Source organism: Pseudomonas sp. GCEP-101, assembly GCF_025133575.1.
Lineage (GTDB): Bacteria > Pseudomonadota > Gammaproteobacteria > Pseudomonadales > Pseudomonadaceae > Pseudomonas > Pseudomonas nitroreducens_B.
In genome coordinates this window covers 1,488,726-1,512,895 of record NZ_CP104011.1, presented here as the reverse complement: position 1 = coordinate 1,512,895, position 24,170 = coordinate 1,488,726, and the positions used below count along the sequence as shown (strand labels likewise).

Below are 24,170 nucleotides of genomic sequence, written 5' to 3'. Positions count from 1 at the left end.
CGGAGACCTCCCATGATCGTGATCAACGCGCGTTTCCTCACCCAGCCCATCAGCGGTGTGCAGCGCTTCGCCGAACAGATTTCGCTGTCGCTGGCGCGGCTGCGCAGCGACCTGCACTTCGTCGCGCCGCCCGGGGACATCCTTCGTCCGGACATCGCCCGGCAACTGCAGGTCGAGCAGATCGGCAGCCACGGCGGCCACCTCTGGGAGCAGCTCGACCTGCCGCTGTGGCTGGCCCGCCATGGCCGGCCGCTGCTGGTGTCGCTGTGCAGCACGGCGCCGCTGGCCTATGGCAGGCAGGTGGTGACGCACCATGACATCACCTACGTGCGCCACCCGGAGAGCTTCTCCTGGAAATTCCGCGCGCTGTACCGGCTGATGATCCCGCTGATGCTGCGGCGCTCGCTGGCGCAGGTGACGGTCAGCGAATTCTCCCGGCAGGAGATCGCCTCGCACTACGGCATCGACCCCGATGGCATCCATGTGATCGCCAACGCGGTGTCCGCCGAGTTCTGCGCTGGCCTGGAGCCGACCCTGCTGGAGCGTCCCTACGTGCTGGCGGTGTCCTCGCCGGCCACGCACAAGAACTTCGCCCGGCTGATCGAAGCCTTTCGCCTGCTCGGCGAGCTGGACGTCGAACTGCGCATCGTCGGCGCCGCCAACCGCAGCTTCGTCGAGGCCCAACTGCAGCAGAGCGGGCAGGGCGACCGGGTGCGCTGGCTGGGCCGGCTCGACGACGACCAATTGATCGAGCAGTACCGCAATGCTGCCGTGTTCGCCTTCCCCTCGCTGTACGAGGGCTTCGGCATCCCGCCGCTGGAGGCGCAGGCCTGCGGGTGCCCGGTGGTGGCCGCCCGCAGTGCCTCGATCCCGGAAGTGCTGGGCAACTCGGTGCTCTACTTCGACCCGCTGGACCCGCCCGGCATCGCTGCCGCGCTGCGCCGCGTGCTGCTCGACCACCAGCTGCGCGCCGACCTGCGCCGCCTGGGGCAGGAGAACGTGCTGCGCTACTCCTGGGACATTTCCGCGCTGCGGCTTTCCAGCCTGATCGACACCTTTCTGACCGAGCGCGCGGACTTCCCGGTGCGCTTCGACGCCAAACAGATCGCCAAGCAAGGAGGCAGATCATGAAAGGCATCATCCTCGCCGGAGGCTCCGGCACGCGCCTGCACCCGATCACCCTGGGCGTGTCCAAGCAGCTGTTGCCGATCTACGACAAGCCGATGGTGTACTACCCGCTGTCGGTGCTGATGCTCGCCGGCATCGACGACATCCTGCTCATCTGCACCCCCGGCGACCTGCCCAACTTCCGCGCCCTGCTGGGTGACGGCGAGCAGTTCGGTGTGAGCCTGCAATACGCCGTGCAGCCCTCGCCGGACGGGTTGGCGCAGGCCTTCCTGATCGGTGCGCCATTCATCGGCGACGACTCGGTGTGCCTGGTGCTGGGCGACAACATCTTCTACGGCCAGGGCTTCACCGAAACCCTCCGCGAGGCGGCCGCACGCCCCCGCGGCGCCACGGTGTTCGGCTACCAGGTGGCGGACCCGGGGCGCTTCGGCGTGGTCGAGTTCGACGCGGCGGGGCGCGTGCTGTCCATCGAGGAAAAGCCCCGCGTGCCGCGCTCGAACTACGCCGTCACCGGCCTGTATTTCTACGACAACCGCGTGGTGGAGATGGCCCGCCGGATCCGCCCCTCGGCGCGCGGCGAGCTGGAAATCACCGACATCAACAACCTCTACCTGGCACTGGGCGAACTGCACGTGAGCCTGCTCGGCCGTGGTTTCGCCTGGCTGGACACCGGCACCCACGAGTCGCTGATGGAAGCCGGCCATTTCGTGCAGACCATCGAGGAGCGCCAGGGACTGAAGGTCGCCTGCCTGGAGGAAATAGCCTTCCAGCAGGGCTGGCTCAGCGAGACGCTGCTGGCCTTGCAGGCCGAGCGCCTGAGCAAGACCGGCTATGGCCGCTACCTGCAGCAACTGCTGCTGGACAAGCGACAGTGAACCCGCACCCGGCGAGCCCGAGGCGGGCTGGCCGGCACTGCGCCCGATAACGGACTGCGATGCAGCGGCGCCAGGAGCGACGCCGGCAGTCGTGAGGTCATCATGCCCAACAAGACGAAAGGAATCCTGCGCGCCCACCAATCGCTGATCTCGCTGGCGCATCGCCTGAGCGACATCGTGGTGATCGTGCTCACCGGCGTGGTCCTGCTCAGCGCTGGCAACGGCGTGCTGGACGCACAGATCTGGGTCTCGGTGCTGCTCTGCGTGATGCTGTTCCACTGGCTCGGCGAGCTGAACCAGCTCTACGGCTCCTGGCGCGGCGAGTCGCTGCTGCGCGAATCGCTCAGCGTCACCCTGTACTGGTCGCTGGCGTTCTTCGCCGTGCTGCTGCTGGACATCTCCCTGCGCCACGTGGAGCTGGAAGAACCCCGGCGCCTGGGCTGGTTCGCTGTCGCGCTGCTGATCATGTGCGGCTACCGCCTGGCCATCCGCATGCTGCTGCGCGTGGCCCGCCGCCATGGCTTCAACAGCCGCAACGTGGCCATCTACGGCACGGGTGAAGTCGGCGCGCGGCTGGCCGAGACCATCCTCGCGGCGCCCTGGATGGGCCTGCGCCTGATCGGCTTCTACGACGACCGCCCGCAACAGATGGAATTGGGCGAGCGGGTGCCGGTGAAAGGCGACCGCCTGGCACTGATCGAGGCCGCCCGCTCGGGGCAGATCGACAAGGTCTACCTGACCCTGCCGCTGTCCCGCGAGCCGCTGCTCAACGAGCTGATCCGCGAGCTCTCCGACACCACGGTGTCGGTCTACCTGATCCCCGATCTGTTCATGTTCGACCTGCTGCACGCCCGCAGCGAGAGCATCAACGGGCTGGCCACCATCAGCATCTTCGACACGCCCATGGACGGCCCCAACGCCGTGCTCAAGCGCATCGAGGACGTGGTGCTGGCCTCGCTGATCCTGCTGCTGATCGCCGCGCCGATGCTGCTCATCGCGATCGCGGTGAAGCTCACGTCGCGCGGCCCGGTGCTGTTCCGCCAGACGCGCTACGGCATGGATGGCCGCCCCATCCGCGTCTGGAAATTCCGCAGCATGACGGTCATGGAGGACGGCGCCGCCGTCACCCAGGCCTCGCGCAACGATTGCCGCATCACCCCGCTGGGCGCCTTCCTGCGGCGCACCTCGCTGGATGAATTGCCACAGTTCTTCAACGTCTTGCTCGGCGACATGTCGGTGGTCGGCCCACGCCCCCACGCCGTGGCGCACAACGAGCAATACCGGCGTCAGGTCAGCCGCTACATGCTGCGTCACAAGGTCAAGCCGGGCATCACCGGCTGGGCCCAGGTGAACGGCTGGCGCGGCGAAACCGACACCCTGGAAAAGATGCAGAAACGCATCGAGTTCGATCTGGACTACATCGAGAACTGGTCCGTCTGGTGGGACCTGAAAATCGTCTTGCTGACCCTGTTCAAGGGTTTCGTCCACCGCAATGCCTATTGAGTTTCCACACACGCTTCAAGGAAGGATTGCCATGAAAAACCTGCTCGCTTTCAGCTTTGTAGTCGGCAGTCTGGCGCTACAAGGCTGCGTGTTCTCCCCCGGTCAGCACATGACGGATTCCGATATTCAGAGCGAGGCACAGAAACAGGGGATGAACATCACCCTCGTGCCCATCACGCCCCAGGTGCTGCAGCGCCAGGAGGCCGCCTTCGCCGCCAAGCCCGGCGTCCCCGCGGAGCTGCTCAACTACCGCCCGCCCCAGGAGGACTATGTGATCGGCGGCGGCGACGTGCTGCTGGTGACTGTCTGGGACCACCCGGAACTGACCAGCCCCGGCTCCACCCAGCAGATGGAAGCCAACGGCCGCGTGGTCGGCGCCGACGGCAACATCTTCTTCCCCTATGCCGGCGTGGTGCGCGCCGAAGGGCAGACGCCGGCGCAGTTGCGCACACGCCTGGCCAGCCAGTTGGCGAAGAAAGGCATCGTCGATCCGCAGGTGGACGTCACCGTGCTGCGCTATGCCAGCCAGCACGTGGTGCTGTCCGGAGCCTTCCAGAACGGCGGGCAGGTGGAATTGAACAACACGCCCACGACCCTGGTGCAGGCGGTCAGCAAGGCCGGCGTGATCACCGGCGAGGCGGACCTGTCCGGCCTGGTGCTCAAGCGCGACGGCCGCGAATACCAGCTCGACGTCGATGCGCTGAACCGCGCAGGCTCGACCCTGAGCGGCATCTACCTGAAGAACGGCGACCAGATCCACCTGCCGTACAACGACCGCAAGAAAGTCTATGTGGTCGGTGAAGTGGAGCGTCCGCAGGTGGTCACCTACCGCACCACCGGCCTGTCGTTGCTGGAAGTGCTGGGCAACGCCGGCGGCCTGGCCCCGGAAACCTCCGACGGCGACTCGGTCTACGTGATCCGCGGCACCCCGCAACCGGCCGCCGGCACGGCGCCCAGTACCTTCCAGGCGCAGGTTTTCCACCTGGAAGCCAAGCGCCCGACGGCCTATGCGCTGGCCAAGGAATTCGCCATGCAGCCGCAGGACGTGGTGTTCATCGGCCCGGCCAACATCACCCGCTGGAACCGCTTCATCAGCCAGCTGCTGCCGTCGGCCAACATCGTCAGCACCAGCGCCGCCATCGGCGGCAACTGAGCGCAAGACATGCTGCCCGCGCCTGAGGCGCGGGCCGCCGCGACGGCTTGAGGATTATTCCTATGGCCCATGGCGGAATGCTGGAATCGACTCCTCACGGGGTGGTCGCCATCATCCGGCCATCGGGTGCAAGGACGCACCATCCCTTGGGTGGAGGCCATTCCACCGCTCTCTTTGGGGTCTTCCCCTAGCACAAGACCCCGAACCCGCCCGCGTTGCAGCGCCGGCGGGTTTTTTTTGCCCGGCGTTCCGGCCGGTGCCCAAGCCCGAAGCGCCGTTGGAGGTACCCCTCGCCAGGGACTGCAGCACGCCGGCGAGAGCTGTATCATATATTCCATAAAGAAATTACATATTAAGAATTAATTCTTTTTGGATTTATTGCCGTTCTTTTATCGTTGCCCCTGCGTTGCCGCGAGCTGTCTCGGACAGAACGGAAGCGGCTGGCGGTAAACCGCCAGCCGAAGGTGACGGGATGGCGGTTTTCCGCTGATTCGGCCCGGGGAAATGGCTCGTCAGGCGAGCCGGGGGCCGGATAAACGGGGGTGTTCGACAAGGCTCGCCGGTTGGCCTGGGGATTGCCTTGTCAGGTGGCGAATGCCCAGCGCATCGCCACAACAACAAGACACGAGAATCGATCCATGCCCTTCCCATCTTCTGCCGTATCCCTGTCCGCCTGCCTGCGCTTCGTTCCCGCCTAGCGGGGCGTCGAAAACAACCAACGAATCCTGCATGCCCGTCGTGCTTGCGCGCCGTGGCCGCTGCCGTTCGGTCGGACTCCCGGGGGAGCCAGTCGTTGTCGCGAATGGCGTGTTTCCAAGATCAATAAAATGGGGAAATTCCAATGAAAAGCCGCACTCTCACGCAATCGGGCCTCGCGCTCGCCATCGCTGCCGCGGGCCTCGCGCAATCTGCCGTCGCCGCTGGCTTCATCGAAGACAGCAAGGCCAACCTGACCCTGCGCAACTTCTACATCAACACCGACAACCGTAACGGCACCGCCAACCCGAGCAAGCAGGAAGAGTGGGGCCAGGGCTTCCTGCTCAACTACACCTCCGGCTTCACCCAAGGCACCGTCGGCTTCGGCGTCGATGCACTGGGCCTGCTGGGCGTGAAGCTCGACAGCGGTGGCGGCACTCACTACGAGTCCTCTTCGCAGCGCGGCGGCACCGTCTTCCCGTCGGACAGCCACGGCGATGCGGTGGATGATTTCAGCAGCCTGGGCCTGACCGCCAAGGCCAAGGTGTCCAACACCGAATTCCGTTACGGCACCCTGCAGCCCAAGCTGCCGGTCGTGACCTACAACGACGGTCGTCTGCTGCCGGTCACCTTCGAAGGCGGCCAGGTCACCTCCACCGACCTGAAAGACTTCACCCTGACTGCCGGTCAGCTGGAGCACTCCAAGGGCCGTAACTCCACCGACAACCGCAGCCTGAGCATTGCCGGTGCCAACGGCAGCTCCGCCAGCTCGCGCGACAGCAACAAGTTCTACTACGCCGGTGGCGACTACAAACTGAACAAGGACCTGACCCTGCAGTACTACTACGGTCAGCTCACCGACTTCTACCAGCAGCACTTCCTGGGCCTGCAGCACAACTGGGCCATCGGCCCGGGCGTCCTGAAGACCGACCTGCGCGCCTTCGACAGCAGCTCCGACGGCAAGAACGGCAGCTCCACCGGCCGTGCAGATGGCTATGTCAGCACCGGCTATTACGGCAATGGCGTGACCAAGGGCGAAGTGGACAACCGCGCCTTCAGCGGCCTGTTCACCTACTCCGTCAGCGGTCACAGCTTCGGCGCCGGCTACCAGGTGCTCAACGGCGACAGCGACTTCCCGTTCCTCAACCGTGGCGATGGCGAGGGTTCGACCGCTTACCTGATCACCGATGTACAGATCGGCAAGTTCCAGCGCGCCGGCGAGCGCACCTGGCAGCTCCGCTACGGCTACGACTTCGCCAAGGCCGGCCTGCCGGGCCTGACCTTCCAGACCCTGTACCTGCATGGTGACAACATCGACACCAAGTACGGCGACAAGAGCGAGTGGGAACGTGATATCTCCCTGGCCTACGTGATCCCGGATGGCACCCTCAAGGGCCTGGGCTTCACCTGGAAGAACGCCGCGCTGCGCAGCGGTCTGCCGGTCAGCGGCTCGGGCACCGCGACCCAGCGCGACCAGGACGAAAACCGCCTGATCGTCAGCTACACCATCCCGCTGCTGTAATTCCTGCGGGCTGAAAAGAAGCCGCCGACCTCGCAAGAGGCGGCGGCTTTTTCATGGGCAGCGCTTGCAGGAGCGGGCCATGCCCGCGATCCGTGAGCAGGGCTCACGGCGCTGCGGACTTGCCGCGGGCCGCGGACGGTGTCCACGGTCACGGGCGCGGCTCGTTCCTGCACGTGCGGTGCAATGAAAAAGGCCGTCGCTCCGCAGGGAGCGACGGCCTTTTTTGCCGCTGGCGAATCAGCGCTGCTGCGGGGCCGGCTGCTGCTGGGTGATGCAGTGGATGTTGCCGCCGCCCAGGAGGATTTCGCGGCCGGGCACCATGACGATCTCGTGCTCGGGGAAGATGCGCTTCAGGGTCGCTTCGGCCTCGGCGTCCGCCGGGTCGTCGAAGCGCGGGGCGATGATGCCGCCGTTGACGATCAGGAAGTTGACGTAGGAGCCGGCCAGGCGGATCGACGGATCGCGGGGCTGGGTGCCGATCACCAGGTCGATGCCTTCGCACTCGGCCTCGGTGGCGTGGATCGGGCCGGGGATGACGATCTTGTGCACGGTCAGCTGGCGGCCCTTGGCGTCGCGGGCATTTTCCAGCACGCGCATGGCGGCCTGGCAGCGTGCGTAGTTCGGGTCGTTCTGATCGTCAGTCCAGGCCAGCAGCACCTCGCCGGGGCGCACGTAGCAGCAGAAGTTGTCGACGTGGCCGTCGGTCTCGTCGTTGAACAGGCCGTCTGGCAGCCAGATCACGGTGTCGATGGCCAGGTGCTCGCGCAGCACGTCCTCGATTTCTTCGCGGCTCATGTGCGGGTTGCGGTTGTGGTTGAGCAGGCATTCCTCGGTGGTGATCAGGGTGCCTTCACCGTCTACGTGGATGGAGCCGCCTTCCAGCACGAAACCTTCGGTGCGGTAGCCGTCGCAGCGCTCGATGCCGAGGATCTTGCTCGCCACCTGGTCGTCGCGGTGCCAGGGGAAGTACAGGCCGCCTTCCAGGCCGCCCCAGGCGTTGAAGGTCCAGTCCACGCCGCGTACGTCGCCCTGGTCATTGATGACGAAGGTCGGGCCGGTATCGCGCACCCAGGCGTCGTCGTTGCTGATTTCCACGACGCGGATGTTGGCCGCGTCGGCCAGCTGGGCGCGGGCGTTCTCGTACTGCCCGGCGGAGACGCCGACGGTCACCGGCTCGAAGCGGGCGATCGCACGGGCGACGGCGCTGAAGGCGGCCTGCGCGGGCTTGCCGCCCAGGCGCCAGTTGTCCGGGCGCTCGGGCCAGACCATCCAGGTCTGGGTGTGGGGTTCCCATTCCGCCGGCATGCGGAAGCCATCGGCGCGGGGTGTGCTGGTCAGCGTGGTCATGGGCGGTCCTTGGTGTGTGCTTCGTGGCGAGGTGAGGCCGATACCCGTCGCGGGGCATCGCTGCGCTCCACCTATCCTACGGAGTGGGTTGTGTCATTCGGGAGGTCGTCGCCGGAGGGCCAGTATAGGTCGCGGTCCAGTCATCGCGTCGACGTGCTCCCGGGTGGGAGGATTTATATCCGATAAAAATCGGTTAAAGAAGGGCTAATTGAAAATATTTAGGCCATTCATCCGGATATTTATCGGATAAAAATCGGTTATTGCAGGGGCGCTGAGCGCTTCGGCAGGCAGGGCGGGAGGTACAGCGACAGGTAGGCGTCGATCACCCGCATGCCTTCCTCGGCCAGGCGCTCGGTGATCAGCCCGTGGCGCTGGACGGAGAGGGCATAGACGCGGTCGCCCAGTTCGATGGCGAGGCTGAAGACCTCGATATCCCGGGGCAGCGGCGGCAGTTCGAAGTGGCGCTCGAACAGCGCGCGCATGGCCTGGCCAAGCTGCACGTCGTGCTGGCTGTCGGCCTGGGTCACCTCGGCGAGACCGTGGCTGGCGAGGATCAGCTGGCGCGCGGCGGCATCATCTGCGTAAACCGCGAGCGTGCGCTGCTCGACCAGCCGCGCGAGGTCGCGCCAGTCGCGCAGGGCGGCATGGTCGACGGGTTGTTCCAGGCAGGCACGGAAGGCCGCATGGACGTCGCTGGTGAGCCCCTGGAGCAGCGCCGGCACGCTGGGGAAGAAGTGGTAGACGGAGGAGGGCGGGATGCCCGCGCGCTCGGCCACCGCGTAGATCGACAGGCCCGCTGCGCCGCTCTCGGCGAGCAGGGCGCGGGCCGCCGCGAGGATCACGGCGATGCGTGCCTGGCTGCTGGCGCGGGGCTTGCGGGTGGCAGAGGGTGCGGGCATGACGATCTCCGGAGCTGGGCGGCTATTGGACGCCAGCTCCGGGGTGCTCGGCAAGTCAGCTGCCGCCGGCGCGCAGCTTGCCCCAGACCTCGGTAATCACCGGGGCGGTCTTCTCCGGCGCGGTTTCCAGGGCGAAGAGTCGGCGCTTGGTCTCCTGGTCCGGGTAGAGGCCCGGCTGGTCGCGCAGGGCGGCATCGAGGAACTGCGCGGAGTCCTTGTTGCCGTTGGGGTAAAGGGTGGCGGCGGTGATCTGCGCGGCGACCTTGGGCTGCATCAGGTAGTCGATGAACTTCAGCGCCAGGTCCGGGTGTTCGGCGGCAGCGGGGATGACCAGGTTGTCGATGAACAGCACCGAGCCTTCCTGCGGTACCACGAAGCGCACCGGCTGGCCGGCGTTGGCCGCGCCCAGGGCGTCGCCGACCCAGGCCATGGCGACGCACAGCTTGCCGGCGTTGAGGTCCTGGATGTAGCGCTCGCTGTCGATGTAGCGCAGGTTCGGGCGCAGCTGCGCGAGCACCTCGCCGGCGCGGCGAATCTGCGACGGGGCGCTGCGGGCGAAGTTGCGGCCCTGGTAGTTCATCAGCACCGAGAAGGCTTCGTCCGGCGCGTCCAGCAGGCTCATGCCGCAGGCTTTCAGGCGCTGGCTCTGCTGCGGGTCGAACAGGATGCTCCAGCTGTCGGGCAGCTTGCCGCCGTAGGCCTTCTCCGCTTCGGGTTCGTTGATCGCCAGGCCCACGGCGCCCCACAGGTACGGCACGGCGTGCTGGTTGTTCGGATCGACCGCGGCCAGCTTGCTCAGCAACTGGGTGTCGAGGTGGCTGCGGTTGGGCAGCTTGGCAAGGTCCAGGGCCTGGATGCGCTTGTCGCGGATCAGGGCTGGCAGGTCGTTGTGCGAGGGCACGGCGACGTCGAATTTCTCACCGCTGTCCAGGGCCTTCTTGACCTCTTCGGCGGTGCTGTAGGTGGTGTATTCGACGCGGATGCCGGTGTCTTTCTCGAAGTCCTTGAGGACTTGCGGGGCAATGTAGTCGTTCCAGTTGTAGACGCGGATGACCGGGTCGGCCCAGGCGGACAGCGGGCACAACAACATCAGCATCAAGGCGTACAGGCGTGGCATTGGCGATCTCCCTGAATGAACCACGAAATCAGCGGATGCGGCAGTCAGTCGCCGCGCGACAGCAGTCAGCAAAGTCACGACAGACACGATGCGCCCGGTCGGGCGGATGGAGCATCGCGGGCAGGAAGGAACGACGGAGGTGACTCGCCCAGGCGCCCCTCCTCGCCGTTGCGATGTCGCAGTTCCCCTGGGTGTGCCAGCGGCACAAGGAAACGCCGGCACAAGGGCCGGCGTTTCGTTTACCACTTATACGGTGTGCAAGTACCAGTTGTACTCGAGGTCGGAGATCGAATACTCGAACTCCTGCATCTCATGCTCCTTGCACGCGACGAAGATGTCGATGTACTCGGGGCTGATGTACTTGTTCATCACGTCGCTGTCGTCCAGCTCGCGCAGGGCATCGCGCAGGTTGTTCGGCAGGCTCTGTTCCAGCTGCTCGTAGGCGTTGCCTTCGATCGGCGCGCCCGGCTCGACCTGGTTGGTCAGGCCGTGGTGGATGCCGGCCAGTACCGCCGAGAGCAGCAGGTACGGGTTGGCATCGGCACCGGCGACGCGGTGCTCCAGGCGCACCGCTTCCGGCGTGCCGGTGGGCACGCGCAGGGCGACGGTACGGTTGTCCAGGCCCCAGCTCGGTGCGTTCGGCACGAAGAAGGCCGAACCGAAACGGCGGTACGAGTTGACGTTCGGGCAGAGGAACGCCATCGACGCCGGCAGGGTCTCGAGCACACCGCCGATCGCGTGGCGCAACGCGGCGTTCTGCTCGGGATCCTCGCTGGTGAAGATATTCTTGCCGTCCTTGTCGAGCAGCGAGACGTGGACGTGTAGACCGTTGCCAGCCTGGCCCGGGTAGGGCTTGGCCATGAAGGTCGAATCCATCTCGTGGTCGTAGGCGACGTTCTTGATCAGGCGCTTGAGCAGGACTGCGTAGTCGCAGGCCTTCAGGGCGTCGTCAACGTGGTGCATGTTGACTTCGAACTGGGCCGGGGCGCTTTCCTTGACGATCGCGTCGGCCGGGATGCCCTGGGCGCGGGCGCCGTCGATGATGTCCTGCAGGCAGTCGGCGTACTCGTCGAGGTCGTCGATGGAGTAGACCTGCACCGATTGCGGACGCTTGCCGGAGATCGGCGAGCGCGGCGGCTGCGGACGGCCGTTCACGTTCTCCTGGTCGATCAGGTAGAACTCCAGCTCGAAGGCCGCGACGATGGTCAGGCCGATGTCGGTGAACTTCTGCACCACTTGACGCAGCACTTCACGGGGATCGGCGAAGAAGGGTTGCCCTTCCATCTCGTGCATGGTCATCAGCAGCTGCGCGGTGGGGCGCTTCTGCCAGGGTTCCATGGAGAGGGTGTTGGGGATGGGGTAGCAGACGCGATCCGCGTCGCCAATGTCCAGGCCGAGGCCGGTGCTTTCTACGGTGGAGCCGGTGATGTCGAGAGCGAAGAGAGAGGCGGGGAGGTTGATGCCTTTCTCATAGACTTTGGGCAGGTTGGTGCGTTCGATGCGCTTGCCGCGCACCACACCGTTCATGTCTGCAATAAGGAGGTCGACGAATTGGACCTCGGGGTGTTCCTTCAGGAACTCACTCGCTTCTTCGAGCGACACGGCACTCTGGGGTACCGACATGATGTAACACCTTTATTGTTAAAAATTTCAATCATTCGAAAGCTGAGGTGTGAGTCAATCCGAATTGGCAAGGGTTGTCAATGTCGCACCAAAGTGGGGCGCACCACTCCTGATGGGCCGTTTTTGGGGCGTTTCGAGCCGCTTTTGATTCGCGGAGAGCCTTGGCTGGCGGGCTGTTCAGTGGGGCGTGTTTGATTTTTTACATGACTATTGTGTAAAAAAATGAACAAGGCTAAGCTCGGCCTCAAGCCCATAACACTTACAAACACGGGTGTCCCATGTCTCGCCTGCCGTTAATCGGCGTGTCCGCCTGCCTCAAGCAGATCGGTTCCAAACCCTACCATGTTGCTGGCGACAAATACCTCAGAGCGCTGATCTCCGGGGCCTCGGGCATTCCTTTGATCATTCCCTCCCTGGGCGATGCCATCGACCAGGAAGCCATGTTGGCCGCGTTCGACGGCCTGCTCTTCACGGGCTCGGCGTCGAACGTCGAACCCCATCATTATAGTGGCTCCGCAAGCGTAGCAGGCACCCCTCACGATCCCGAGCGCGACAGCACGACGCTGCCGCTGATCCGCCGCGCCGTCGCGGCCGGGATTCCGGTGCTGGGCATCTGCCGCGGATTCCAGGAAATGAACGTCGCCTTCGGCGGTTCGCTGCACCAGAAAGTGCACGAAACCCCGGGCTTCATGGACCACCGCGAACCCGCCGGTGAGCCGATCGAAATCCAGTACGGGCTGCGGCACGTCGTCGACGTGCAGCCGGGCGGCGTTTTCGCCGGTATCGGGCTACCCTCGCAGTTCCAGGTCAACTCCATTCACGGCCAGGGCGTTGATCGTCTGGCGCCCGGCCTTCGTGTAGAAGCTCTGGCGCCTGACGGGTTGGTTGAAGCCTTCTCCGTCGAAGGTGCGGCCTTCGCCGTCGGGGTGCAGTGGCACCCGGAATGGCAGGTCGAAACGAACCCCAACTATCTCGCCATCTTCCAGGCTTTCGGCAAAGCCTGCGGCAAGAGGGCGGGGAACCGCTGAGCCTGGCGTTGGGGCCGGGCTCTCATACCCTGAGGTCTTTATGACTAGCACGTTAGACCAGCTGAGCGGCTGGTTGAAGGAACGCAAGATCACCGAAGTGGAATGCATGATCGCCGACCTGACCGGGATTGCCCGGGGCAAGATCGCGCCGACCGCGAAATTCCTCAACGAGAAGGGCATGCGCCTGCCGGAGAGCGTTCTCCTGCAGACGGTGACCGGTGATTACGTCGAGGACGACATCTATTACGACCTGCTGGACCCGGCCGACATCGATATGGTCTGCCGCCCGGACGAGAATGCCGTGTTCCTCGTCCCCTGGGCCATCGAGCCGACCGCGATGGTCATCCACGATACCTACGACAAGCTGGGCAACCCCATCGAGCTGTCGCCGCGCAACGTGCTCAAGCGCGTGCTCAAGCTCTACGCCGACAAGGGCTGGCGGCCCATCGTCGCGCCGGAGATGGAGTTCTACCTGACCAAGCGCAGCGACGACCCCGACTACCCGCTGCAGGCGCCGATCGGCCGCTCCGGTCGCCAGGAGACCGGCCGCCAGTCCTTCTCCATCGACGCGGCGAACGAATTCGACCCGCTGTTCGAGGACATGTACGACTGGTGCGAACTGCAGGGCCTGGATCTGGACACCCTGATCCATGAAGAAGGCACCGCGCAGATGGAGATCAACTTCCGTCACGGCGATGCCCTGGACCTGGCCGACCAGATCGTGGTGTTCAAGCGCACCATGCGCGAGGCCGCGCTCAAGCACAACGTCGCCGCCACCTTCATGGCCAAGCCGATGACCGGTGAGCCGGGCAGCGCCATGCACCTGCACCAGAGCATCGTCGACATCCAGACCGGCAAGAACATCTTCTCCAACGCCGACGGCAGCATGAGCGAGCTGTTCCTGCACCACATCGGCGGCCTGCAGAAGCTGATCCCCGAGGCGCTGCCGCTGTTCGCTCCGAACGTCAACTCGTTCCGCCGCTTCCTGCCCGATACCTCGGCGCCGGTGAACGTGGAGTGGGGCGAGGAGAACCGCACCGTGGGCCTGCGCGTGCCGGACTCCACCCCGGACAACCGCCGCGTGGAGAACCGCCTGGCCGGCGCCGACGCCAACCCTTACCTGGCCCTGGCGGCCAGCCTGCTGTGCGGCTACATCGGCATGGTCGAAGGGCTCAAACCCAGTGCCCAGGTCAAGGGCCGTGGCTACGAACGGCGTAACCTGCGCCTGCCGCTGACCATCGAGGCCGCCCTGGAGTGCATGGAAGGCAGCAAGACCCTGGAGAAATACCTGGGTGACAAGTTCATTCGAGGCTACGTCGCGGTGAAACGCGCCGAGCACGAGAACTTCAAGCGAGTAATCAGTTCCTGGGAGCGTGAGTTCCTCCTGCTTTCTGTCTGATCGGCGTGGGGTCCGGCGCGTGGCCGGGCCCCGTGTTTCTTAGAGAAGAGGTTTTATCAAGATGACTAACCAGACCAGCGCCAACACCCAACACTGGCAGGCGCTCAGCCGCGATCACCACCTGGCTCCGTTCACCGACTACAAGCAGCTGAACGAGAAGGGTGCGCGCATCATCACCAAGGCCGAAGGCGTGTACCTGTGGGACAGCGAGGGCAACAAGATCCTCGACGGCATGGCTGGCCTGTGGTGCGTGAACGTCGGCTACGGTCGCAAGGAACTTGCTGAAGCCGCCTACAAGCAGATGCAGGAACTGCCCTACTACAACCTGTTCTTCCAGACCGCCCACCCGCCGGCGCTGGAGCTGGCCAAGGCCATCGCCGACATCGCCCCCGAAGGCATGAACCACGTGTTCTTCACCGGCTCGGGCTCCGAATCCAACGACACCGTGCTGCGCATGGTCCGTCACTACTGGAGCATCAAGGGCCAGCCGCAGAAGAAAGTGGTCATCGGCCGCTGGAACGGCTACCACGGCTCCACCGTCGCCGGCGTCAGCCTGGGCGGCATGAAGGCGCTGCACGAGCAGGGCGACCTGCCGATCCCGGGTATCGAGCACATCGCCCAGCCCTACTGGTTCGGCGAAGGCGGCGACATGGACCCGGAAGAGTTCGGCGTCTGGGCGGCCGAGCAGCTGGAGAAGAAGATTCTCGAAGTCGGCGAAGACAAGGTCGCCGCCTTCATCGCCGAGCCCCTGCAGGGCGCGGGCGGCGTGATCGTTCCGCCGAAATCCTACTGGCCGAAGATCCGCGAGATCCTCGCCAAGTACGACATCCTGTTCATCGCCGACGAAGTCATCTGCGGCTTCGGCCGCACCGGCGAGTGGTTCGGCAGCCAGTACTTCGGCAACGCCCCGGACCTGATGCCGATCGCCAAGGGCCTCACCAGCGGCTACATCCCCATGGGCGGCGTGATCGTTCGCGACGAGATCGTCCATACCCTGAATGAGGGTGGGGAGTTCTACCACGGCTTCACTTACTCTGGTCACCCGGTCGCCGCCGCGGTGGCGCTGGAGAACATCCGTATCCTGCGGGAAGAGAAGATCGTCGAGAAGGTGAAGGCCGAAACGGCACCGTATTTGCAGCAGCGCTGGCAAGAGCTGGCCGACCATCCCCTGGTGGGCGAAGCCCGCGGGGTAGGCCTGGTGGCAGCACTGGAGCTGGTGAAGAACAAGAAGACCCGCGAGCGCTTCGACGGCAAGGGCGTCGGGATGCTGTGCCGCGAGCACTGCTTCCGTAATGGTCTGATCATGCGCGCGGTGGGAGACACTATGATTATCTCGCCGCCGCTGGTGATCGAAAAATCGCAGATCGATGATCTGATCACCCTGGCGCGAAAGTGCCTCGATCAAACCGCCGCAGCCGTTCTGTCTTGAGTCTTTCACCAGACCTTTGACAGACTGCGCCTGTGCGTTGGCCAGGCTCACCGGGTGGTGACGGAAGGAGATGTCCACGCCACCCGGAACATCAAAAAAACAAACGGAGCTACCCGCATGTTCAAGACCTTCGGCAAATCCCTGCTCGCCGTGACGCTGGCAGGTGCTGTGGCTGGTATGGCGCAGGCTGACGACAAAGTACTGCACGTCTACAACTGGTCGGACTACATCGCGCCGGGCACGGTCGATCAGTTCACCAAGGAAACCGGAATCAAGGTCGTCTACGACGTCTACGACAGCAACGAAGTGCTGGAGGCCAAGCTGCTGGCCGGCAAGTCGGGCTACGACATCGTGGTGCCGTCCAACTCCTTCCTGGCCAAGCAGATCAAGGCTGGCGTCTACCAGCCGCTGGACAAGTCCAAGCTGCCGAACTGGAAGAACCTCAACCCCGACCTGATGAAGACCCTGGAGATCAGCGACCCGGGCAACCAGTACGCGATCCCGTACCTGTGGGGCACCATCGGCATTGGCTACAACCCGGACAAGGTCAAGGCCGCGCTGGGCGACAATGCTCCGGTGGACTCCTGGGACCTGGTGTTCAAGCCGGAAAACATCCAGAAGCTGAAGGCCTGCGGCGTGAGCTTCCTCGACTCGCCGACCGAGATGCTCCCGGCCGCCCTGCACTACCTGGGCTACAAGCCCGATAGCCAGGACCCGAAAGAGCTGAAGGAAGCCGAAGCGCTGTTCCTGAAGATTCGTCCGTACATCTCCTACTTCCACTCCTCCAAGTACATCTCCGACATCGCCAACGGCAACATCTGCGTGGCCATCGGTTACTCGGGTGACGTCTACCAGGCCAAGTCCCGCGCTGAAGAAGCCAAGAACAAGGTCACCGTGAAGTACAACATTCCCAAGGAAGGTGCTGGCGCGTTCTTCGACACCGTCGCCATTCCGAAGGATGCGGAGAACTCCGAAGCCGCGCTGAAGTGGATCAACTTCCTGCTCGAGCCGAAGGTCATCGCCGAGATCAGCGATACCGTTTCCTACCCGAACGGCAACGCCGCCGCCACGCCGCTGGTGAGCGAGGCCATTCGCAAGGATCCGGGCATCTACCCGACCGACGAGGTGATGAAGAAGCTGTACGCCTTCCCGGACCTGCCGGCGAAGACCCAGCGTCTGATGACCCGCAGCTGGACCACCATCAAGTCCGGCAAGTAATCGGGTAGTCGCTGCCGCCTGGCGCGGCAGTGGATGGTCCGGGCAAGCGGCGGGGGAGTGCGCTCCTCCGCCCGCCACCGGCAGCAACACACAGCTTCCATCGGTGGAATGGCTGCGCAAGCCCCGGCGCTCTCGTGCTGATGGAGGTTTCGGCGCTATCCACGGACCGGTCGTCGAAACCCCGGCAGCAACCGACTGAAGTAGCAATAAACAACGAGAGGACTCACGTGTGCGTATTCCCTTCCGCAGAACCCTGATCGCAGCAGTCTCCGTCTTCGGCCTGACTTCGCTGGCGCAGGCGCAGCAGACCGTCCACATCTACAACTGGTCGGACTACATCGGTGAAACCACTCTCGCCGATTTCGAGAAGGAAACCGGTATCAAACCGGTGTACGACGTCTTCGACTCCAACGAAACCCTGGAAGGCAAGCTGCTGGCCGGCCGCACCGGCTATGACGTGGTCGTGCCGTCCAACCACTTCCTCGGCCGCCAGATCAAGGCCGGCGCATTCCAGAAGCTGGACAAGAGCCAGCTGCCGAACTGGTCGAACCTCGACCCGCACCTGATGAAGCAGCTCGAGGCGAACGACCCGGGCAACCTGTACGGCGTGCCGTACCTGTGGGGCACCAACGGCATCGGCTACAACGTCGAGAAGGTCAAGGCCGTGCTGGGTGTCGAGAAGATCGATTCGTGGGCTGTGCTCTTCGAGCCCGAGAACATGAAAAAGCTCAGCCAGTGCGGCGTCGCCTTCCTCGATTCGGGCGACGAGATGATGCCGGCTGTGCTCAAGTACCTGGGGCTGGACCCCAACAGCACCAACCCGGACGACTACAAGAAAGTGGAAGAAAAGCTGATGGCGGTGCGTCCGTACGTCACCTACTTCCACTCCTCCAAGTACATTTCCGACCTGGCCAACGGCAACATCTGCGTGGCGGCCGGTTTCTCCGGTGACGTATTCCAGGCCGCCAACCGCGCCAAGGAAGCCGGCAAGGGCGTGAACATCGCCTACGCCATTCCCAAGGAAGGCGCCAACCTCTGGTTCGACATCCTCGCCATTCCCAAGGATGCCTCCAACCCGAAGGCGGCCCACGCGTTCATCAACTACCTGCTCAAACCCGAGGTGATCGCCAAGGTCAGCGATTACGTCGGTTACGCCAACCCGAACCCCAAGGCTGGCGAATTCATGGATGAGTCCGTGCGCAACAATCCTGAGGTGTACCCCTCCCAGGAGGTTCTCGACAAACTCTTCGTGCAGCATGAGCTGCCGCCGAAGACCCTGCGCCTCATGACCCGTTCCTGGACCAAGATCAAGTCGGGCAAGTAAGGCGGTTTCCCCCAATCCGTCCGCGCGGGCACGGAGCGTCGCAGGGCCTCTCGTAAGGCGTTGCGGCGCACGTACACTGCGCCAGCCCTGAGTAATACCAAGCATGCCCGGCCGCGGGGGCCGGGCCTCTATGATTTGGGAGTTGTGGTAATGGCAATAGCCTCCGGTGCCTACAAGAAAGCCTTGAGTGGCGACCAGAAACCGAAAGAGGTTCTGGTAAAAATCGACCGGGTCAGCAAGCAGTTCGACGAAACGCTGGCTGTGGACAGCGTGACGCTGGACATCAAGAAGGGCGAGATCTTCGCCCTGCTGGGTGGTTCGGGTTCGGGCAAGTCGACCCTGCTTCGCATGCTGGCTGGTTTCGAGCGTCCTACTGAAGGTCGTATCTTCCTCGATGGCCAGGACATTACCGACCTGCCGCCCTATGAGCGGCCGATCAACATGATGTTCCAGTCCTACGCCCTGTTCCCCCACATGAGCGTGGCGCAGAACATCGCCTTCGGCCTGAAGCAGGACGGCCTGCCCAAGGCCGAGATCGACAAGATCGTCGACGAGATGCTCAAGCTCGTGCAGATGACCCAGTACGCCAAGCGCAAGCCGCACCAGCTCTCCGGTGGCCAGCGCCAGCGCGTGGCCCTGGCCCGCTCCCTGGCCAAGCGCCCGAAACTGCTGCTGCTCGACGAGCCCATGGGCGCGCTGGACAAGAAACTGCGTTCGCAGATGCAGCTGGAACTGGTGGAAATCATCGAGCGCGTGGGCGTGACCTGCGTGATGGTGACCCACGACCAGGAAGAGGCCATGACCATGGCCCAGCGCATCGCCATCATGCACCTGGGCTGCATCGAGCAGATCGGCAGCCCGATGGACATCTACGAGACGCCGGCCAGCCGCCTGATCTGCGAGTTCATCGGCAACGTCAACCTGTTCGACGGCGAGATCGTCGAAGACCTGCAGGACCACGCGGTCATCGCCTGCCCGCAGCTGGAGAACCCGATCTACATCGGCCACGGCATCAGCACCCGTGCCGAGAACAAGCGCATCACCTACGCGCTGCGTCCGGAAAAGGTCATGGTCAGCGCGCAGAAGCCGGCCGACCTGGAGCACGAAGGCTTCAACGTCGCCCAGGGCATCGTGCATGACATCGCCTACCTGGGCGGTCACTCGGTGTACTACATCAAGCTGGCGTCGGGCTTCATCGTCCAGGCCTTCATGGCCAACGCCGAGCGCCACGTGGCGCGCCCGACCTGGGACCAGCCGGTGTACATCAGTTGGTACGACGACAGCGGTGTGGTACTGCAATCATGAACATCAGCAAATCGCTCATGAAACGCCTGCCCAACGGCCGGCATGCCGTGATCGGTGTGCCGTTCTTCTGGCTGTTCCTGTTCTTCCTGCTGCCCTTCGCCATCGTGCTGAAGATCAGCCTGGCAGCAGCGGACGTGGCCATTCCGCCGTACACCGAGGTGTTCCAGTACGCCGACCAGACGCTCCAGGTGGTGATGAACCTGGGCAACTACCTGATGCTGACGGACGACCCGCTCTACATCGACGCCTACCTGGGCTCGCTGAAGATGGCGGCGATCAGCACCTTCCTGTGCCTGCTCATCGGTTACCCGATGGCCTACGCCATCGCCCGCGCCAGCAAGGAAATGCAGACCGTGCTGCTGCTGCTGATCATGATGCCGACCTGGACGGCGATCCTGATCCGCGTGTACGCCTGGATGGGCATCCTGTCCAACAACGGCCTGCTCAATGGCTTCCTGATGTGGCTGGGGGTGATCAACGAACCGCTGACGATCCTCAACACCAACTTCGCGGTGTACATCGGCATCGTCTACTCGTACCTGCCGTTCATGGTCATGCCGCTCTACGCCAACCTGGTGAAGCACGACATGAGCCTGCTGGAAGCCGCGTCCGACCTCGGCGCGCGCAATTTCACCAGCTTCTGGAAGATCACCGTGCCGCTGTCCAAGAACGGCATCATCGCCGGCTGCATGCTGGTGTTCATCCCGGCGGTGGGCGAGTTCGTCATCCCGGAACTGCTCGGGGGCCCCGAGACGCTGATGATCGGCAAGGTGCTGTGGCAGGAGTTCTTCAACAACCGTGACTGGCCGGTGGCGTCCGCCCTTGCCGTGGTGATGCTGGCGATCCTGATCGTACCGATCATCCTGTTCAACAAGAACCAGGCGAAAGAGCTGGAGGGCAAGGTATGAACAAGCGTTGGTCGTTCTCCAACATCATGCTGGTGTTGGGCCTGCTCTTCATCTACGTGCCGATGGTCATCCTGGTCATCTTCTCCTTCAACGGTTCCAAGCTGGTGACCGTATGGGGCGGCTGGTCGGTGAAGTGGTACGTCGGCCTGCTGGACAACCAGCAACTGATCGGCTCGGTGTTCCGCTCCCTGGAGATCGCCTGCTACACCGCGATCTCCTCGGTGGCCCTGGGTACCCTGGCCGCCTTCGTGCTGACCCGCATCCCGCGCTTCCGTGGCCGTACGCTGTTCGGCGGCATGGTGACCGCGCCGCTGGTGATGCCCGAGGTGATCACCGGTCTGTCGCTGCTGCTGCTGTTCGTCGCCATGGCCCAGCTGATCGGCTGGCCGCAGGAGCGCGGCATCGTCACCATCTGGATCGCCCACACCAGCTTCTGCTCGTCCTACGTGGCGGTGGTGGTGTCGGCGCGCCTGCGTGAGCTGGACCTGTCCATCGAGGAAGCAGCCATGGACCTGGGCGCCAAGCCCTGGAAGGTGTTCCTGCTGATCACCATCCCGATGATCGCGCCGTCGCTGGCGGCGGGCGGCATGATGTCCTTCGCCCTGTCGCTGGATGACCTGGTGCTGGCCAGCTTCGTGTCCGGCCCTGGCTCCACCACCCTGCCGATGGAAGTGTTCTCCGCCGTGCGCCTGGGCGTGAAGCCGGAGATCAACGCGGTCGCCAGCCTGATCCTGCTGACCGTTTCGCTGTTCACCTTCTTCGCCTGGTACTTCACCCGCCAGGCCGAGGAACGTCGCAAGCGGGCGATCCAGGAAGCCATGGAGTCCAACGCGACCGACTGGCAGCAGAAGGCGGCGACTGCCACCGCCTGACGCCCTCCGGCGCTTGTCGAAACACGGGCCACCTTCGGGTGGCCCGTTTTTTTGCCCCAGCTTATTCCGAAGTGCTTGGAAATTCGGGAGTTATCGGAAAAAACCGTGGGTCGCAAAGCCTCACTCCCAGCCGATTGCCAACTACGCTTGAAGTGTTCGGATGCGCTGCCCGGTCACCCCCCGAACCAGGATCGGGCCGCGCCGCCGGCAAACTTCCAGTGAAGCCTTATGGCACTCCGTGCGGGAGACGGCGCCCAATACAACACCCCGATCGTTATCCCTTGGGGAAATAACGCGCCAGGGAGCTTCGGCATCTCCCGCAACACTCTCTACAACGCAGTAATGAAAAACCCCGCAGGAGCGGGGTTTTTCATTTTCGGCAGCCCTGTCGAGGGGCGTCAGCGGCGGACGGGGATCAAGCGCAGGACGCCCTGGGTGTTGGCCTTCACCTCGTTGTCGTCGTAGTGCTGCGGCAGGTACTGGCCCTCGATGTAAGCCTCGGCCTGGTCACCGTAGTGCTTGTCGAACGGCACGCCGCTCTGGCCCACCGGGTTGATGCCCAGGCTGTGGGCCGGATCGGCGAAGTCGATCAGGCGCCGGGTGGACGGGCCGTACACCACTTGCCACGGCGCCGGGCCGACGCGGTGCGAGAGGTTGTTCGGCACCTCGTGACCCCCGGGCGCGGCGAACGGGCCGACGTTGAAGATACGGTCCAGCGGCTTCTGCTGGCCCAGCGCATGGACGTGGGTGAGCGTGTGCGCCGTGCCCCATTGCCACTGCTTCGAGTCCTGGCCCAGCTTGGCCCGCAGGTGCGCCAGGCTGTCCTTCCAGGCAGCCTTGACGATATCGGCGCGGGTCTCCTTCTGCGGGGTCTTGCGGTTGTCCCACCAGGGCGAATGCTCATCGGCGGCCAGGCGCGGCAAGGCCACGTCGAGCACGCGGGTGGACAGCAGGTTGTCGAAGAAGGCGTCGCCCATCTCGTCGCGCATGGCGCCATCGGCCACCTGGTAGAGGAACTGGTTGAACAGCGTGGCGGTCACCGAATCCAGCGGATGGTCGCCCTGCCAGTGGGCCAGGTTGTCCACCAGCGCCTTCTCCTCGTCGGTGGCGGCGGCTTCACGCAGGATGGGCAGCAGCGGCTTGAGGAAGCGCGGGCCGTAGCCGGTGGAGGTGTCGAGCTGCAACGCCTGGCTGTTCTGCAGGTCCCATTTCACCGACGGGTCGGCCAGGCGCTGGTTCAGGCGCTGGCCGCGGTCGGGCAGGTTGTAGTAACCGGGGATCGGGCGGCCGTTGGCCGGCACCGGCTGGAAGTTGGCGGAGACGATGTAGCCGCGCGCCGGGTTCTCTTCCTGCGGGTTCTCGCTGAAGGGGTAGAAGCCGCTCTTGTCGGCCTGCCCGCTGGCGCCGCCGAGCAGGAAGGCCGGGTTCACCCCGTCCGGGCGCACCGGCAGCTGCGCTGCGGCCCACCAGCCGATGTCGCCGCGGGCGTTGGCCCAGACCACGTTGAGGCCCGGCGACTGGATCTTCGAGGCCGCGGTGCGTGCCTTGGCCAGGGTATCCGCGCGGTTCAGCTCGTAGAAGGCGTCGAGGATCGGGTTCTGGGTTTCCAGGAAGGCCCACCACATGGCCACCGGCGTCTTGCCGGCGGCGGTGCCCAGGGCATCGTTGACCAGCGGGCCGTGGGGCGAGCTGCGCAGGGTGATCTTCACCGGCGCCTCGCCCTTCACCGCGATGCTCTGCTCCTCGCTCTTCAGGTCGACCCACTGGCCGTGGTACCAGACCTGGTTGGGGTTGTCCGGGTTGATCTTCTCCGCGACCAGGTCGACGTCGTCGTTCTGGAACATGGTCAGGCTCCAGCCGAACTGCAGGTTGTGGCCCAGCGACGCGAAGGGGTTGAGTGCCTGGTAATGGCCGTACAGCTCGAAGCCCGGCGCGCTGGCCTGCATTTCGTACCAGACCGCCGGCACCGCGAAGCGAATGTGCGGGTCGCCCGCCAGCAGCGGTTTGCCGCTTTTGGTGCGGCTGCCGGAGACGGCCCAGGCATTGCTGCCCTCGAACTGCGGCAGGCCGGCCTTCTCCAGCGCGGCGTGGCTCAGACGCGCGATGGCGCCCAGGTCCTGCCAGTCGGCGGCGGCCAGCGGCGAGGGGGTGAGCACGCCGTCAGGGTGCCAGTCGAGGTCGAAGACCTTCAGGTAGTCCGCGCCCAGTTCGTCGCGCACGTAGGTCAGCACCGGCTCGGTGCGGAAGGCGGCGGCGAAGCTGTAGGCCATGTAGCCGGCGACACTGACGGTGTCCTCCGGCGTGAAGGGGCGCTTGGCAATGCCGAGGATGTCGAATTCCACCGGGCGCGGATGGCTGTCCTGGAACTGGTTGACGCCGTCCAGATAGGCCACCAGCGCCTTCCAGGCCGGGGAGTTCTTGTCCTGCCGGGCGACGTACTCGGCGGCGTGGTCGCGGATGCGCAGGCTGCGGAACATGCGGTCGGTGTCCACCAGCTTGGGCCCGAGCACCTCGGCCAGCTCGCCGCGGGACAGGCGTCTGAGGATTTCCATCTGGAACAGGCGGTCCTGGGCGTGGACATAGCCGATCGCCCGGTACATGTCTTCCTCGCTGCCGGCCTTGATGTGCGGCACGCCGCGCTCGTCGTAGCGGACCGTGACTTCGCTGGCGAGCCCGGCCAGGGGCAGTTGTCCGTCGCGTACCGGCTGCTTGCCGTGCAGGTACCAGGCGCCACCGGCCGTTGCAGCGGCGATGACGACAGCGAGGACGGTCAAAGTGCGTTTCATGGGGCAACTCCTTGTTGTTATGCGGCGATTTTGCAGTG

At 64.6% G+C, this 24,170-nt stretch carries 18 protein-coding genes; 13 read left to right on the top strand and 5 right to left on the bottom strand.

All coding sequences use genetic code 11. The features are described from left to right. Positions 1-12 precede the first annotated feature (12 nt). From N0B71_RS06825 to N0B71_RS06805, 5 genes are all read left to right on the top strand, one after another. Positions 13-1,131 (top strand): glycosyltransferase family 4 protein, encoded by a 1,119-nt coding sequence (locus tag N0B71_RS06825; protein ID WP_259758005.1) that lies wholly within the window; start codon positions 13-15, stop codon positions 1,129-1,131. Then, positions 1,128-2,003 carry a glucose-1-phosphate thymidylyltransferase RfbA gene (gene rfbA / locus N0B71_RS06820; protein ID WP_259758004.1) on the top strand — a complete coding sequence of 292 codons (876 nt, stop codon included), beginning with the start codon at positions 1,128-1,130 and terminating at the stop codon, positions 2,001-2,003. Before N0B71_RS06825 ends, rfbA begins: the two co-directional genes overlap by 4 nt. A gap of 102 nt (positions 2,004-2,105) precedes the next feature. Beyond that, a complete protein-coding gene (locus N0B71_RS06815) occupies positions 2,106-3,506 on the top strand; it encodes an undecaprenyl-phosphate glucose phosphotransferase (protein WP_259758003.1) in 1,401 nt (466 codons plus the stop codon). A 31-nt stretch (positions 3,507-3,537) separates the two neighbouring features. Then, positions 3,538-4,659: a polysaccharide biosynthesis/export family protein gene (locus tag N0B71_RS06810; protein WP_259758002.1), complete on the top strand. Its 1,122-nt coding sequence runs from the start codon at positions 3,538-3,540 to the stop codon at positions 4,657-4,659. Positions 4,660-5,500: 841 nt separating this feature from the next. Beyond that, complete coding sequence (locus N0B71_RS06805; protein WP_259758000.1) at positions 5,501-6,877, top strand: OprD family porin; 1,377 nt, start codon at positions 5,501-5,503, stop codon at positions 6,875-6,877. Positions 6,878-7,114: 237 nt separating this feature from the next. Here the strand turns inward: N0B71_RS06805 and aguA are convergent, their stop codons facing one another. The 4 genes from aguA to N0B71_RS06785 all read right to left on the bottom strand — a co-directional run bounded on the left by aguA (position 7,115) and on the right by N0B71_RS06785 (position 11,863). After that, on the bottom strand, positions 7,115-8,224 hold the full coding sequence (aguA, locus tag N0B71_RS06800; protein ID WP_259757999.1) for an agmatine deiminase: 1,110 nt from the start codon (positions 8,222-8,224) through the stop codon (positions 7,115-7,117). 257 nt (positions 8,225-8,481) lie between these two features. Next, positions 8,482-9,123 (bottom strand): TetR/AcrR family transcriptional regulator, encoded by a 642-nt coding sequence (locus tag N0B71_RS06795; protein ID WP_259757998.1) that lies wholly within the window; start codon positions 9,121-9,123, stop codon positions 8,482-8,484. A gap of 55 nt (positions 9,124-9,178) precedes the next feature. After that, the gene (locus N0B71_RS06790; protein WP_259757997.1) at positions 9,179-10,240 is read right to left on the bottom strand and encodes a polyamine ABC transporter substrate-binding protein; all 1,062 of its coding nucleotides are present in this window, start codon (positions 10,238-10,240) and stop codon (positions 9,179-9,181) included. 246 nt (positions 10,241-10,486) lie between these two features. Then, the gene (locus N0B71_RS06785; RefSeq protein WP_259757996.1) at positions 10,487-11,863 is read right to left on the bottom strand and encodes a glutamine synthetase family protein; all 1,377 of its coding nucleotides are present in this window, start codon (positions 11,861-11,863) and stop codon (positions 10,487-10,489) included. A gap of 278 nt (positions 11,864-12,141) precedes the next feature. On the opposite strand from N0B71_RS06785, the gene N0B71_RS06780 reads away from it, so the two are divergent. From N0B71_RS06780 to N0B71_RS06745, 8 genes are all read left to right on the top strand, one after another. Beyond that, complete coding sequence (locus tag N0B71_RS06780) at positions 12,142-12,891, top strand: gamma-glutamyl-gamma-aminobutyrate hydrolase family protein (protein ID WP_259757995.1); 750 nt, start codon at positions 12,142-12,144, stop codon at positions 12,889-12,891. A 40-nt stretch (positions 12,892-12,931) separates the two neighbouring features. Then, positions 12,932-14,290 carry a glutamine synthetase family protein gene (locus N0B71_RS06775; RefSeq protein WP_259757994.1) on the top strand — a complete coding sequence of 453 codons (1,359 nt, stop codon included), beginning with the start codon at positions 12,932-12,934 and terminating at the stop codon, positions 14,288-14,290. Positions 14,291-14,351: 61 nt separating this feature from the next. Continuing rightward, a complete protein-coding gene (locus N0B71_RS06770) occupies positions 14,352-15,719 on the top strand; it encodes an aspartate aminotransferase family protein (RefSeq protein WP_017520806.1) in 1,368 nt (455 codons plus the stop codon). 117 nt (positions 15,720-15,836) lie between these two features. Further along, a complete protein-coding gene (locus tag N0B71_RS06765) occupies positions 15,837-16,937 on the top strand; it encodes a polyamine ABC transporter substrate-binding protein (RefSeq protein ID WP_259757993.1) in 1,101 nt (366 codons plus the stop codon). A gap of 256 nt (positions 16,938-17,193) precedes the next feature. Next, the gene (locus N0B71_RS06760) at positions 17,194-18,261 is read left to right on the top strand and encodes a polyamine ABC transporter substrate-binding protein (protein WP_311197246.1); all 1,068 of its coding nucleotides are present in this window, start codon (positions 17,194-17,196) and stop codon (positions 18,259-18,261) included. A gap of 150 nt (positions 18,262-18,411) precedes the next feature. Continuing rightward, positions 18,412-19,566 (top strand): ABC transporter ATP-binding protein, encoded by a 1,155-nt coding sequence (locus tag N0B71_RS06755; RefSeq protein ID WP_259757992.1) that lies wholly within the window; start codon positions 18,412-18,414, stop codon positions 19,564-19,566. Positions 19,567-19,592: 26 nt separating this feature from the next. Next, complete coding sequence (locus N0B71_RS06750; RefSeq protein WP_259759495.1) at positions 19,593-20,474, top strand: ABC transporter permease subunit; 882 nt, start codon at positions 19,593-19,595, stop codon at positions 20,472-20,474. Further along, a complete protein-coding gene (locus N0B71_RS06745) occupies positions 20,471-21,346 on the top strand; it encodes an ABC transporter permease subunit (protein WP_259757991.1) in 876 nt (291 codons plus the stop codon). The genes N0B71_RS06750 and N0B71_RS06745 overlap by 4 nt, the downstream gene beginning before the upstream one ends. A 398-nt stretch (positions 21,347-21,744) precedes the next feature. Here the strand turns inward: N0B71_RS06745 and N0B71_RS06740 are convergent, their stop codons facing one another. After that, entirely contained in the window at positions 21,745-24,132 is a 2,388-nt protein-coding gene (locus tag N0B71_RS06740) for a penicillin acylase family protein (protein ID WP_259757989.1), read from the bottom strand. Between the last annotated feature and the right edge of the window lie 38 nt (positions 24,133-24,170).

Coding starts and splice junctions, on each gene's coding strand:
- N0B71_RS06825 (WP_259758005.1), top strand. CDS start 13: ATGATCGTGATCAACGCGCGTTTCCTCACCCAGCCCATCAGCGGTGTG.
- rfbA (WP_259758004.1), top strand. CDS start 1,128: ATGAAAGGCATCATCCTCGCCGGAGGCTCCGGCACGCGCCTGCACCCG.
- N0B71_RS06815 (WP_259758003.1), top strand. CDS start 2,106: ATGCCCAACAAGACGAAAGGAATCCTGCGCGCCCACCAATCGCTGATC.
- N0B71_RS06810 (WP_259758002.1), top strand. CDS start 3,538: ATGAAAAACCTGCTCGCTTTCAGCTTTGTAGTCGGCAGTCTGGCGCTA.
- N0B71_RS06805 (WP_259758000.1), top strand. CDS start 5,501: ATGAAAAGCCGCACTCTCACGCAATCGGGCCTCGCGCTCGCCATCGCT.
- aguA (WP_259757999.1), bottom strand. CDS start 8,224: ATGACCACGCTGACCAGCACACCCCGCGCCGATGGCTTCCGCATGCCG.
- N0B71_RS06795 (WP_259757998.1), bottom strand. CDS start 9,123: ATGCCCGCACCCTCTGCCACCCGCAAGCCCCGCGCCAGCAGCCAGGCA.
- N0B71_RS06790 (WP_259757997.1), bottom strand. CDS start 10,240: ATGCCACGCCTGTACGCCTTGATGCTGATGTTGTTGTGCCCGCTGTCC.
- N0B71_RS06785 (WP_259757996.1), bottom strand. CDS start 11,863: ATGTCGGTACCCCAGAGTGCCGTGTCGCTCGAAGAAGCGAGTGAGTTC.
- N0B71_RS06780 (WP_259757995.1), top strand. CDS start 12,142: ATGTCTCGCCTGCCGTTAATCGGCGTGTCCGCCTGCCTCAAGCAGATC.
- N0B71_RS06775 (WP_259757994.1), top strand. CDS start 12,932: ATGACTAGCACGTTAGACCAGCTGAGCGGCTGGTTGAAGGAACGCAAG.
- N0B71_RS06770 (WP_017520806.1), top strand. CDS start 14,352: ATGACTAACCAGACCAGCGCCAACACCCAACACTGGCAGGCGCTCAGC.
- N0B71_RS06765 (WP_259757993.1), top strand. CDS start 15,837: ATGTTCAAGACCTTCGGCAAATCCCTGCTCGCCGTGACGCTGGCAGGT.
- N0B71_RS06755 (WP_259757992.1), top strand. CDS start 18,412: ATGGCAATAGCCTCCGGTGCCTACAAGAAAGCCTTGAGTGGCGACCAG.
- N0B71_RS06745 (WP_259757991.1), top strand. CDS start 20,471: ATGAACAAGCGTTGGTCGTTCTCCAACATCATGCTGGTGTTGGGCCTG.
- N0B71_RS06740 (WP_259757989.1), bottom strand. CDS start 24,132: ATGAAACGCACTTTGACCGTCCTCGCTGTCGTCATCGCCGCTGCAACG.